The organism is Chryseobacterium angstadtii (assembly GCF_001045465.1).
In the GTDB taxonomy this organism is placed as follows: domain Bacteria; phylum Bacteroidota; class Bacteroidia; order Flavobacteriales; family Weeksellaceae; genus Chryseobacterium; species Chryseobacterium angstadtii.
In genome coordinates this window covers 960,203-973,148 of the sequence record NZ_LFND01000003.1, presented here as the reverse complement: position 1 = coordinate 973,148, position 12,946 = coordinate 960,203, and the positions used below count along the sequence as shown (strand labels likewise).

Below are 12,946 nucleotides of genomic sequence, written 5' to 3'. Positions count from 1 at the left end.
ACAGACTGTTTTTTTAAAGCAGATATTTTTAATTACCATCTAATTTTACTATTTTTCGATTTGATAAAATGTCTTACTACACCAATGCTGAAATTTCTCTCCCTCCTTCGAAAAGGCCTCAAAAAGTCTTTTGACAACATCCGGAATGAACAGCTGAAGAACAATCTTCTTCAGGCCATTCCTTTCTGGATTGGTTCTGTAATCACAGGATTTTTTGCAGTGATGTACGCTAAAATATTTGCCTGGGGAGAAAACCTTCTTAATCTGATCATGAACTGGCATGACTGGATGATCTTCATTATTGCACCCATCGGATTTGTACTTTCCTGGTGGCTGGTGAAGGAGTTTGCCCCCAATGCCAAAGGCAGCGGTATCCCACAGGTAATGGCCGCCGTAGAACTGGCCAATCCAAAAGAACATACCAAGATCAGAAGCCTTTTAAGCCTTAAAATTATTGTTTTCAAAATTATTTCCTCCGTAGTCCTTGTTATTGGCGGTGGCGCCGTAGGCCGTGAAGGACCTACCATACAAATTGCCGGTTCAGTATTCAGAAAGGTGAATGAATATCTTCCGCAATGGTGGCCCAAGATTTCAAAGAAAAACATGATTATGACCGGTGCGGCGGCAGGGCTTGCAGCGGCTTTCAATACGCCTTTGGGAGGAATTGTGTTTGCTGTGGAGGAACTTTCCAAAACACATATCAACTATTTCAAAACCGCTTTGTTTACAGCGGTAATTATTGCCGGATTAACGGCTCAGACCTTAGCAGGATCTTATCTGTATTTAGGGTACCCTAAAACCAATGATGTATCTCTGATGGTGATGTTCCCCATCATTCTGGTAGCAGGTACAGCCGGAATTATGGCCAGCCAGCTTTCAGTAACCATGCTGAAAATGAACGAATGGAAAAAGAAAAACCTTAAAACAGACAAAGCCAATATTGCCTTTTTAGTGATCTGTGCCCTCTTCATCGCTTCTATAGCTTACTTTATCAACAGAGAAATTCTCGGTTCCGGAAAAGAAATTATGGAGCGCGTACTTTTTACCAAAGACAAGCATGAAGACTGGTATGTCCCTATTTTAAGAATGCTGGGGCCTGCCCTTTCCTTTACTTCAGGCGGTGCGGGCGGAATTTTCGCTCCTGCTCTTACAGCGGGTGCCAGTATAGGTTCCGTGATTTCTGGGGCTATTCATTTAACATCCAACGAAACCAATGTGGTTATACTTGCTGGTATGGTTGCTTTTCTTACCGGAATCACCAGAGCACCTTTTACTTCAGCCATTATTGTTCTGGAAATGACGGACAGACACTCCTTGATTTTTCATCTGATGCTCGCAGGAATGGTCTCTTCCATAGCCTCTATTCTCGTCAGCAGACATTCTTTATATGATGTGATTAAAGTCAATTTTCTGGCGGAAATCAGGGGGAAGGACTAGTTGCGAGGTTCGGGTTACGAGGTTCGGGGCGCGAGTTATTATGATGAAATTTTGAAGTTGAGAATATGGAGTTTGGTTACCCGTTGCTGTAAAAAGTCTCATCTCTAATATCTATGTCTTGTATCTAGAATCTTTGCCCTCATTGTCTCCCACTTGTCCCAATCATTAATCCCCACTCACAAATATTCATACAGATATTGCATATTTCAAATATATTCTCTAATTTTGCACCTCGAAATAATTAACAAATTCATTTAACATTATGAACAATTACGAAACTGTTTTCATTTTAACTCCCGTTCTATCTGAGTCACAGGTAGAGGAAGCAGTGAACAAGTATGTAGATCTTATCAAAGAAAAGAACTGCGAAATCGTTGCCAAAGAAAACTGGGGATTAAAAAAATTAGCTTACCCAATCCAATTGAAAAAGAATGGGTTCTATACTTTAATCGAATTTAAAGGCGAAGGTACTGTAGTTGCTGATTTAGAATTAGCATTCAAACGTGACGAAAGAGTAATCCGTTACCTGACTACAAAACTTGACAAGCACGCTGTTGAGTACGCTGTAACTAGAAGAGCTAAAGTAAAATCAGCTAAAGCTTAATTAATTAACCCTATTTTTTAAAAAAGACAAGACATGGCAATAGATGAAATGGCTAAACAAGCCTCAGCTGGAGGAGAATCAGAAGTAAAATTCTTAACTCCACTTGATATCAATACAAAATCTGAAAAGAAATATTGTAGATTCAAAAAATACGGAATTAAGCACGTTGATTACAAAGATGCTGATTTCTTATTACAATTCGTAAACGAGCAAGGTAAAATCTTACCAAGAAGATACACTGGAACTTCTTTAAAATACCAAAGAAAAGTTTCTGCTGCTATCAAAAGAGCAAGACACCTTTCTTTACTACCTTACGTAGCTGACTTATTGAAATAAGACAAAAAAAATAAATAAAGGAAGAGGGCAACCTCTTCTTTTGTTGCTGAATAAATAATTAATTCTAACTTGATTTTAGGTACATGATTTAAGATAACAGACATTGTCTAACTTCTAATTTCTAACATCTAAATTCTAAAAAAAGGACAACAACAATGGATATCATCCTAAAAAAAGACGTAGAAAACTTAGGACTTGAGTTTGATACAGTAAGCGTAAAGCCTGGTTATGCTAGAAACTTCTTAATCCCTCAAGGATTTGCACTTTTAGCTACCCCTAAAAACAAAGCTGCTTTAGAAGCTACTCTAGAAGCTAGAAAAGAAGAAGAAGCTAAATTAATCGCTGCTGCTAACGCGGTAGTTGAGCAATTGAAGAAAACTTCTATCACTATTCCTGCAAAAGTAGGTTCTGGTGATAAATTATTCGGATCTATCAACAATGCTGATTTAGCTGAAGCTTTAGGAAAAGCTGGTGTTTCTGTAGAGAAAAAATACATCAAAATTCCTGGTAACACGATCAAGAGAACTGGTAAATTCACAGCTCTTATCAGACTTCACAGAAACGTTGAATACAACTTCGAATTCGATATTGTATCTGACGCTCCGGTAGTAGCTGCTCCAGCTGCTAAAAAAGAGGAAGTAAAATCTGAATCTGAGGAAGCTTAATTAAGCTGAGAATTTTCTCACCATACAAAACCACTTCAATTTATTGAGGTGGTTTTTTTGTTTATTGTTGATCATTTCATAGGGCTTTTTGTACAGCCTACTATACTTCTATGGGATACAGGTGGCTTCGAGAGCCTCAGCCACCTGTTTTTAACGTACTTTTTTCATTATTAATGAAAACCTCACTATTGGTGGCTGAGGTACTCGAAGCCACCAATGTCGAAGGACTTTTTACAACAATATTAAGTGAAATTCACAATCGGTAGCTGAGATTCCCGGAGCCACCTGTGTTTTTTAAAGACTTTTTTTCATTATTAATGAAAACCTCACTATTGGTGGCTGAGGCACTCGAAGCCACCAATGTCGAAGGACTTTTTACAACAATATTAAGTGAAATTCACAATCGGTAGCTGAGATTCCCGGAGCCACCTGTTTTTAGCATACTTTTTTCATTAATAATGAAAACCTCACTATTGGTGGCTGAGGCTCTCGAAGCCACCAATAAATCAATTCCCGCCTTTCAGTTTCTGTTGATACTCCGTAGGCGGTATTCCGATTACTTTTTTAAAGATATTACTGAAGGAAGACAGGCTGTTGTAGCCTACCATCATGGCTATTTCATACATATTGTACTTTCCTTCCAACATTAACTCCAGAGAGCGGGTAATTCTCAAAGCCCTTAAAAAACGGACATAATTCATCCCTAAAATCTCTTTAAACTTTCTGGACAGGGTTCTGGTACTCATTCCAAATTCTTTTGCCGTAGATTCAATGGTAAGAGGCTTTTCCAGGTTGGCATGAATGTATTTTGCAATCTTCAGCAGGGTTTCATCTTTGGGAAACGGATGCTGAACAGGAAAAGCGAGTTTCTTATCTCTCTTTTCAGGAAGTATTCCTTTTAAGGCTTTGAGGAAATAATATTTAGCTCCATCATTTTTTGTGATTTTCCCATCCCAGTCTTTTGCATATAAAATCATTTCTCTCAGGAGATGACTTACCGAATAGATATTAATTTCATCAAAAAAGCCACTTTCATTTTCTTCTTTCTTGAAATAGAAATTATAAAGATCTACCTGCGGACTGGTAGAAAAAATATAATGGGGAGTTCCAGCGGGAATCCACATAAAACATCTTGCAGGCAGATACCAATGTTTCTGATCTGTAAAAACATGAACTATTCCGCCTTCAGCATAAACTAATTGGGCAGAACTATGATGATGGACATCCGTGGTTACATTCCCGGTAAGTACATTGTAGACATAAAATTCTGCATCTTCTTCCTCTACTGCTTCAAAATGACTGTCATTCATTGAATAAAGGTAAAAAGAAAATTCCACATTGGCGTAAATGAGCAAATCTTTTTCTGTTTTCACAAATCAGGTCCGATAATCTCTACCGTAACTTTGCAGCATCAAAATCATTTCAGCAAAAATCCTTTACTTAAATTATGAATATGATATTTAACGCATGCCGATATCAGGGCGTAGCGTTGTACTTACTGCTGACAGGCAGTCTTTTACACTCACAGATGATTGATTACCGGAATCTCAGCCTTCAGCAGGCCATTGAGACCGGTTTAAAAAACAACAAAAACATCCGGATAAGTCATTTGAAGAATGAAATGTCTGTCACCAGGGAAAAAGACCTTGCGATGGAAAAACTTCCGGATATTGAGTTTCATACCAGTTACAATCAGGTGACCAATCTTTTTCAGCATCAAAATGGCTTTTTCAATACCGCCACGAAGTATGATATCATCAACGGAATGTATGATTTTACGTTGTCTGCTTCTATTCCGGTTTATATGGGTGGAAAAATAAAAAATACCGAGAAAAAAACATCTATAGACACTGAAATCTCAGCTTTAAAAACCCATCAGGATGAAAGGCTGCTGAAAATGGAAATCATTACCGCTTTTCTTCAGATTCATCATTTAAAGGAGCAGCAGCATCTTATCAACGATAAAATCAAAGAAGATTCCGTCAATATCAAACAGGTAAAAGCTTTAAAAGCCAATGGAGTGGTTACCGTCAATGAAGTGCTCCGTACCTCTTTGCAGCTCTCCAACCATACCATGAGCTGGACGGAACTGAACAACGACATTCAAATCGCGGAACATAAGCTTAAAACAATCCTCTCACTACCGGAAACACAGGAAATGCATGCAGACACCCAAGATCTTCTCTCTGAAGGAGCCACCATTCCTTATATTGAAGAACTGACGGAAACTGCATTAAGCAGGAATGAATCCGTACAAATGGCACGGAAAAACCTTTCGCTTAAAGAATTGGATAAAAAAATTACAAAATCCAACTATTTACCCAAAATCACGGCAGGCGGAGAATATTTTATCAAGTATCCCAATATGATGTTCTTTCCTCCTGAACCTTACGCATACCGCTTAGGAATGCTTGGAGTCAACCTTACGTACCCTATTGAAAACCTGTATAAAAATAAATATAAAATGCAGGAAGCCAGAGAGAATATTGATCTGGCCAAGCTTCAGATCGAAGAAAATGATGAAACAGTGAGACATCTCGTGTATGAAGCCTATAAAAAGTTCGAAGAAACAGATCAGAAAGTTAAAATTGCAGAAGAAGCCATTGGGCAGGCAAAAGAAAACTATAGAATTGTAAAGACAAAATATGCCAATAAGCTCAGCCTGATCACCGAATTGATTGACGCTGACAATGCTTATCTGGAAGCTGAATCCAATCTTATTTCTGTAAAAATCAACCGACAACTCAAATATTACCAACTCCAGTATACGATTGGAAACCTATAAAAACTATGGCAAAGAAACAACTGACACAAAAGGAGAAAAGAATCAACAAAACCATTACACTTCTGGCCTGGATTCTCATTATCAGCGGAATTACAGGAATGGTAAGCTTCTACCTTTTCACAAGAAAAAATGTCACGACCAATGATGCTCAGATTGAACAGTATATCACTCCGGTTTCCAGTAAAGTTTCCGGATTCATTAAGACCATACAGTTTGAAGAAAATCAATTCGTTCACAAAGGAGATACTTTAATCGTCATAGACAACAGGGAGTTCATTAATCAGGTTAAAATGGCCGAAGCAGGTCTTCATGCCAATGCTGAAAATATTACGACCATCGAAAGCGGTGTGAATACCAAAGAAAGCGATTCCAAAATCATTGATGCCAAAATAGCTTCGGCAAAAATTGATATATGGAGAACCGAACAGGATTTTAAGAGGTATAAAAATTTAGTTTCAGAAGATGCCGCAACAGAGCAGCAGTTTGAAAACGTAAAAGCCTCTTATGATCAGGCCAAAGCGAACCTTTTAGCCCTTGAAGAACAGAAAAATGCTGTAAGAGCAGGCGCCAGTGAACAACAGACTAAAGTTGCTCCTGTAAAAAGCCAGATTCAGCAGAGTTCAGCCAACCTTAATAATGCCAGACTTTTTCTTTCCTATACCTTGATCACAGCTCCATACGATGGCTGGGTAGGCAAGAAAACCATCCAGGAAGGGCAGCTGATTAAAGAAGGTCAGGCTCTTGTACAGATTGTCAGTAAAGAAAAGTGGATTATCGCCAATTATAAAGAAACCCAGCTCGGACAAATAGATCCCAAGCAGGAAGTAACAATTACTGCAGACGCTTATCCAGATATTGAATTCAAAGGAAAAGTAGTTTCCGTATCGCCTGCATCAGGGTCCCAGTTTTCATTGGTAAAACCCGATAATGCCACAGGAAATTTTGTTAAAATCGAACAGAGATTCCCGATAAAAATTATCCTGAATAATAATCAAAACAACAAAAAACTACTTTCCGGGATGAATGTCCTGGTGAGTGCGAAGAAAATATAAATTGTTAGTGTGTGAATGTTGGAATAAGCAGAAAGGCGAAATGGAGAAATAGTTAAAAGGCAAAAATGCTAATTTGCTGATTTGCCTGCCAAAAACTTACATTTTTTTGCGCTTTTCTGCTTTTCCTCTATTATACCCTTTTGTCCTTTTACATTTTAGCCCTAAAAAACTCTCCTTCTCATGCAGCACAATACCGTATATCACAAATGGGTTCCCCAATGGCTTAAACTTCCGTTATTGGTACTTGCCCTGTTTCCTCACCTGATGCTGTTGTCGCTCCTTCATTCCAACAGTGCCTTCACTTCTTCTTTTATGGATGTAGATTCTGATGACATTCAGTATCTAATGATCCTGATGTACGGGACATTTGTAGTCACTCTTCTGGTATTACAGCGGTTTATGGCGTATTTCAGTGTGAAATATTACATTCTGCTGATGTCCTCCGTTTCTGTGATTATACTTTATGTTTTGTCGGTCACCAGCAATTATCAGGTCATTCTCGTCATCCGGTTTCTGGAAGGCATCTTTGGATTGTTTGAAGGGGCCATTTTCCTGCCTCTGATCATTGCCGAGCTAAAAACCAGACATGCTAAGGTAATTGCCTATCTTTTTATGTATACCATTATGCTGACCGGTGGAACCATAACCACTTCTTTGCTGAAATCCAGCATAGAAAATTATGATTTTCAGCACATGATTTTAATGATGGCCTATTTTCATATTTTTGTTCTGATCATCGGAATCACTCTTTTTAATACCAACCGGTTTTTTCCTAAAATGCCTTTGTATCAGCTTGACATTACGAGTTGGTTTCTGCTTTGGGCGTGCCTGCAGTCGGGAGGTTATGCCATTATCTACGGTAAAAGGCTGATGTGGCTGGAGTCCGATACCATTATCATCTGTGTCTTCCTGTTTTTATTGTCCGGAGGATTGTTTATGCTTAAACAGCGAAATTCCAAAAGACCCATTTTTCATTTTGAAGTTTTCAGTTCAAAAAATGTAATTGCCGGAATGATTCTCTTCTTCATTTTTTATCTGATCCGGTCGGGGTTGAATAATGTATACAGCATAATGGCCACAGTCTGGAAATGGCCCTGGGATTATATTGTGAATATCCAGTACTGGAATGTGGCAGGAACTTTATTAGGGGTAGTTTTATCCGGAATCTGTCTGATGCGGGGCGTTTCTTCAAGAATTGTTTTCTTTACTGCATTTTTGCTTCTGGCTGTAGATTGTGCATGGTTTACCTATACTTTTTATCCCGATACTACGCTATCAACCATTTGTCCGCCATTATTCCTGCAGGGAATTGCTCAGGGACTTCTTTTTACGCCGCTCGTTTTCTTTTTAATTTCCGGCATGCCGGAAGGATATGTGGCCAATGCTACCGCTTTAGGAACTACTACCCGTTTCTGGACCACCGCCATAGGCTATGCTTTGATGCAGAATTTAATGCTGTTTTTAACTTTAAAACACTCTGATACTCTCAGTTTCAATATGACAGACACCAATCCTGTTTTTTACAGCCAGTGGAGCCAGGTTTTCGGAAGCAATCTGTCTAAACTGCCTGTCAATGATTCCTTATCTATGACTGCCGGAGCGTTTAAAGCCAAAATAACGGCCCAATCTATTCTTCTTTCGAATATGGAGATTTTTACGGGACTTTTCTGGCTGGCTCTTATCACGGCTTTTGCTTTACTCCTCTATCATCCGGTAAAAATTGCGGTGAGGAATATTATGTAATTTTAGGCCGGAAATTTGCTGTATTTATGGAAATTCTACGATATGAACATTCAGGAAATTGTATCCCTTCAGAACGCTTTCTTCAAAACACAGCAGACGAAAAGCATCAAGTTCAGAAAAATGTACCTTGAAAAGCTACGGGATATCATCATAAAAAATGAAAATCTTTTATACGAAGCGATTCACCTGGATTTCGGGAAATCAAAATTTGATACGTTTACAACAGAAATCTCTTTCGTTCTGAATGATATCAATTATTACTTAAAAAACTTAAACTCATTTTCAAAACCTAAAAAAGTACGGACGAATCTGGCCAATCAGATCGGGACCAGCAAAATACATCCGGAACCTTTGGGTTGTGTCCTTGTGATCGGGGCCTGGAATTATCCTTATCAATTATCGCTTTCCCCTATGATTGCGGCGTTAGCTGCGGGAAATTGCTGTATATTAAAACCGAGTGAAATAGCGGAAAACACCATGAAAGTGATGGCAAAACTCATCAATGAAAATTTTCCTCCGGAATACCTTTATGTTTATGAAGGCGGTATTGAAGAAACAACAGCTATTTTAAAGCAAAAATTTGACAAAATATTTTTTACAGGAAGCACGAAAGTGGGAAAAATCGTTTATAAAGCTGCAGCTGAACACCTCACTCCTGTTGTTCTTGAATTAGGTGGAAAATCGCCTGTCATCGTTACGAAAGAGGCCGATCTTGACATAGCCGCCAAAAGAATTGTCTGGGGAAAATTCATCAATGCCGGACAAACCTGTGTAGCCCCCGATTATCTGCTTGTAGAAGAATCTGTTCAGGAGCAGTTTCTGGAGATGCTGCGAAAATATATTATTGAATTTAAATATCAGCCGGATTCCGAACATTATACAAGAATCATCAACCGAAATAACTTTAACCGTCTGATAAAGCTTATTCAGAAAGACAAAATTTATTTTGGAGGAACTTTTAACGAAGAAGAACTGTATATAGAACCTACCCTTCTGAACTCTGTCGACTGGGAAGATGATGTGATGCAGGAAGAAATCTTCGGACCTGTATTGCCTGTTATTTCTTATACAAGTTTTAATAAGGTCCTGAATACGATCCTGGAACTGGAGAAACCTCTTGCCGCCTACCTTTTCACCCGAAATACTGAAGAAAAAGAAGCCTTTACTTCAAAATTGTCTTTCGGAGGCGGATGTATCAACGATGTGATTATGCATTTAGGTAATGATCATCTCCCGTTTGGAGGTGTTGGAACTTCCGGAATCGGAAATTATCATGGAAAATTTGGTTTTGAAGCATTTTCGCACCAGAAATCTATCCTTGAAAAAGCAACCTGGGGCGAACCCAATATTAAATACCCACCTTACTCTGAAAAAAAATTAAACTGGATCAGGAAACTGCTTTAATTATTCCCATTATTGAGATTTATAGATCATAATTTGTACATTTCATGATGAACATTTAAATCTATATAATTATGAAAAATTTAAAAAAGTTATCCCGCAAACAATTAAAAATGTTTTCTGGTGGCAGTTCATGTGCAGGTACGTGTTCAGATGGTTCCTTTGTATTTCTAAGTTCTTGTACTTCATGCTTAGATTATCAGGGAGGAGGTGTGGCATGTTTTAATTCACATGATAACAGCATCCATGTGGAAAGCTGTTAGCTTAAAAAAGAGGCTATCCTTATGGAGTAGCCTCTTTTTTATCTTAAATATATAGTTTTAAGCTTTACCCGTTTGTAAAAACTTTTTTACTTTTTCTTTACTATATCCTTTTCCTTCCTCTAAAACTTCACTTTGTTGTACATTCAGTTTTTTTCCATCCTTATCCAGTATAATAAAAAAAGGATAAAATTGCTGTTCATTTATATTGATGTACTGACTAAAAACTTTTTCATTTTTATTTTCAGGAGAATAATTCAAATGATAGTACAGATAGTTTTTATCAACAATTTCCTTCAGTTCAGGGGTGCTTTGAACAAAATTATTAAAACGGAGACACCAGATGCACCAGTTACCTCCTGCCTGAATAATGATATTCTTTCCTTCTTTTTTAGCCTGAGCTTTTAATTTATTGATATCCGCCTGGGCATCAGCTTTCGGATCATAAGGTTTAGGAAGTTTGGCTTTTTCTTCACCTGCTTTCTTCTTCGCATCCAGTTCTGCATGATCAGATTTTACCAGAAGGGCATTTTCAGGCTTTCTTTCCTCCTGCGTTTTTATTGTTTCCTGAGAAAAAGCGAATAAACTTAATCCTAGGAAGGCTACGATCGACAATTTTTTCATAACATAAAAGTAAAAAAAATAATACTTATTACAATCAAAAATAGAACCATAATTTTATTATCACTAGATTTGCATGTTTTATGAATTTCCTGATCAAAATATTATATTTCATCTCAAAATTTCCGCTTAAAGTATTGTATATTTTTTCGGACGTTATTTTCTTCCTGAATTATTATCTGGTAGGCTATCGAAAGAAGGTTATTACTCAGAATTTACGAAACTCTTTTCCTGATAAATCAGAAGAAGAAATTGCAGGCATCAGAAAGAAGTTCTATCTAAACTTCTCCGACTATCTTGTAGAAACCATTAAATCCTTCAGCATCTCTGAAACGGAATCCAGAGTAAGAATGCAGCATATTAATCAGGAACTTTTTCACGAAGCGAAGGCCGAAGGAAAAAATATTATCCTGCTTGCAGGTCATGTTTTCAACTGGGAATGGATCAATGCACTGGCCAAAATTATTCCGCAGGAACACTGTCATCCCGTATACAGAAAGGTAAACAATGATTTCTGGGAAAATCAGATGAAAAAAGTACGAAACAAGTTTGGAAACGAAGCCCTGGAAGCCAATGAAGTAATCATGAATATTTTCAGATCTAAAAACGACGGTGAATCGGCTTATATGTTTGTGGCAGACCAAACTCCTCATGTAGCTCACGTTAATTACGGATTAGAATTTCTGAACCAAAGAACCCCTGCATTTATTGGTTATGACAAATTAGCCACCAGAATGGACCTTGCCTTCATTTATTGCGAAATGAAGAAAGTAAAACGGGGATATTATCAGGTAAATTACCATAGAATTTATCCTGACGGAGAAAAATTTGTAGAGCATGAGGTGGTTAAAAAATTCCATAAGCTTCTTGAAAATACCCTTCATAAAAGTCCGGACAACTATCTATGGTCTCATAGAAAATGGAAATACCAAAGCTCCATTAAAACTTTTGACGGCGAAAAAAAATAAATCCTGATGCCTAAAAAATTAGCAGTTGCTATCTTAAACTGGAATGGTAAAAACTGGCTTGAGAAATTCCTTCCAAGCGTTATCAGTTATTCTCAAAATGCAGATATTTTTGTCATTGATAATCTTTCTACCGACGACTCTGTAGAATTTGTTCAAACTCAGTTTCCTACTGTAAAAATCATAAAAAACACGCAGAACTACGGTTTTGCGGGCGGCTATAACGAAGGTTTAAAAGAAATAAAAAACGAATATTACTGCCTGCTCAACTCTGATGTGGAAGTCACCGAAAACTGGACAGATCCCGTTTTGGAATTATTTGAAAAAGATGCCGCAATAGCAGCCATACAACCTAAAATTCTATCTTTCAGCAATAAAAAATACTTTGAGTTTGCCGGTGCTGCCGGAGGGCTTATCGACAATCTGGGCTATCCGTACTGTCGGGGACGTGTCTTTGATGATCTGGAAGAAGACCGCGGACAATACGATGACGAAACAGAGATTTTCTGGGCTTCCGGATGCAGTTTTTTTATCCGTTCGAAGGATTTTTGGGAGCAGAAAGGTTTTGACGAAAGATTTTTTGCCCATCAGGAAGAAATAGATCTCTGCTGGAGACTTATCAATTCCGGAAGGAAAATTTTCTACACAGGAAAATCAAAAGTCTATCATGTAGGCGGCGGAACCCTTAATAAACAAAGTGCACAGAAAACCTATCTGAATATCAGAAATAATCTGTCCATGATGCTGAAGAACCTTCCCTTAAAGCTGATCCCTTTAATCTTTTTCAGACTTTGCTTAGACGGAATTGCAGGAATTTATTTCGGGCTGAAAAACGGATTTCCCCATCTCTGGGCTGTTGTAAGAGCCCACTTCGGATTTTACGGACAGCTTCCCGGTACGTGGAGATTACGTCAGAATCATCAGAAAAATCAATTTTATCAATCAAAATGGCTGATTTTTAGACATTTTTTAGGGAAAAATAATTCTTGAAATATCCTTTTAAGAAAAAATACTTGAACTCCATGTCTATTTTCTAAACAAACCAATAATTCCCTTTCTCTGAAGAGATGGATTTTT

General features: G+C 37.8%; 12 protein-coding genes. 10 read left to right on the top strand and 2 right to left on the bottom strand.

All coding sequences use genetic code 11. The features are described 5' to 3' along the window. Positions 1-84: 84 nt before the first annotated feature. The 4 genes from ACM46_RS12190 (at position 85) to rplI (ending at position 3,042) form a co-directional block, all read left to right on the top strand. The gene (locus tag ACM46_RS12190) at positions 85-1,437 is read left to right on the top strand and encodes a chloride channel protein (protein ID WP_048506898.1); all 1,353 of its coding nucleotides are present in this window, start codon (positions 85-87) and stop codon (positions 1,435-1,437) included. A 262-nt stretch (positions 1,438-1,699) separates the two neighbouring features. Beyond that, positions 1,700-2,041, top strand: coding sequence for a 30S ribosomal protein S6 (gene rpsF / locus ACM46_RS12185; protein ID WP_048506897.1), 342 nt, complete (start codon positions 1,700-1,702; stop codon positions 2,039-2,041). Positions 2,042-2,074: 33 nt separating this feature from the next. Next, the gene (gene rpsR, locus ACM46_RS12180) at positions 2,075-2,377 is read left to right on the top strand and encodes a 30S ribosomal protein S18 (RefSeq protein WP_034706728.1); all 303 of its coding nucleotides are present in this window, start codon (positions 2,075-2,077) and stop codon (positions 2,375-2,377) included. Between the two features lie 155 nt (positions 2,378-2,532). Beyond that, positions 2,533-3,042, top strand: a complete 510-nt coding sequence (gene rplI / locus ACM46_RS12175; protein ID WP_048506896.1) for a 50S ribosomal protein L9 — start codon at positions 2,533-2,535, stop codon at positions 3,040-3,042. 506 nt (positions 3,043-3,548) lie between these two features. Here the strand turns inward: rplI and ACM46_RS12170 are convergent. Further along, positions 3,549-4,352 carry a helix-turn-helix domain-containing protein gene (locus ACM46_RS12170; RefSeq protein WP_048507164.1) on the bottom strand — a complete coding sequence of 268 codons (804 nt, stop codon included), beginning with the start codon at positions 4,350-4,352 and terminating at the stop codon, positions 3,549-3,551. Between the two features lie 137 nt (positions 4,353-4,489). Here ACM46_RS12170 and ACM46_RS12165 point away from each other — a divergent pair, with 137 nt between their 5' ends. The 4 genes from ACM46_RS12165 to ACM46_RS12150 all read left to right on the top strand — a co-directional run bounded on the left by ACM46_RS12165 (position 4,490) and on the right by ACM46_RS12150 (position 10,026). Next, positions 4,490-5,827, top strand: coding sequence for a TolC family protein (locus tag ACM46_RS12165; RefSeq protein WP_241486006.1), 1,338 nt, complete (start codon positions 4,490-4,492; stop codon positions 5,825-5,827). A 5-nt stretch (positions 5,828-5,832) separates the two neighbouring features. Continuing rightward, a complete protein-coding gene (locus ACM46_RS12160; protein ID WP_048506894.1) occupies positions 5,833-6,879 on the top strand; it encodes an HlyD family secretion protein in 1,047 nt (348 codons plus the stop codon). Between the two features lie 180 nt (positions 6,880-7,059). Next, positions 7,060-8,622 (top strand): MFS transporter, encoded by a 1,563-nt coding sequence (locus ACM46_RS12155; RefSeq protein WP_048506893.1) that lies wholly within the window; start codon positions 7,060-7,062, stop codon positions 8,620-8,622. A 42-nt stretch (positions 8,623-8,664) separates the two neighbouring features. Beyond that, positions 8,665-10,026 carry an aldehyde dehydrogenase gene (locus ACM46_RS12150; RefSeq protein ID WP_048506892.1) on the top strand — a complete coding sequence of 454 codons (1,362 nt, stop codon included), beginning with the start codon at positions 8,665-8,667 and terminating at the stop codon, positions 10,024-10,026. Positions 10,027-10,343: 317 nt separating this feature from the next. Here the strand turns inward: ACM46_RS12150 and ACM46_RS12145 are convergent, their stop codons facing one another. Then, positions 10,344-10,907, bottom strand: a complete 564-nt coding sequence (locus ACM46_RS12145; RefSeq protein ID WP_053082699.1) for a thioredoxin family protein — start codon at positions 10,905-10,907, stop codon at positions 10,344-10,346. 80 nt (positions 10,908-10,987) lie between these two features. On the opposite strand from ACM46_RS12145, the gene ACM46_RS12140 reads away from it, so the two are divergent. Continuing rightward, positions 10,988-11,872 (top strand): lysophospholipid acyltransferase family protein, encoded by an 885-nt coding sequence (locus tag ACM46_RS12140; protein WP_048506891.1) that lies wholly within the window; start codon positions 10,988-10,990, stop codon positions 11,870-11,872. Between the two features lie 6 nt (positions 11,873-11,878). After that, entirely contained in the window at positions 11,879-12,859 is a 981-nt protein-coding gene (locus tag ACM46_RS12135) for a glycosyltransferase family 2 protein (protein ID WP_048506890.1), read from the top strand. Positions 12,860-12,946: the final 87 nt, after the last annotated feature.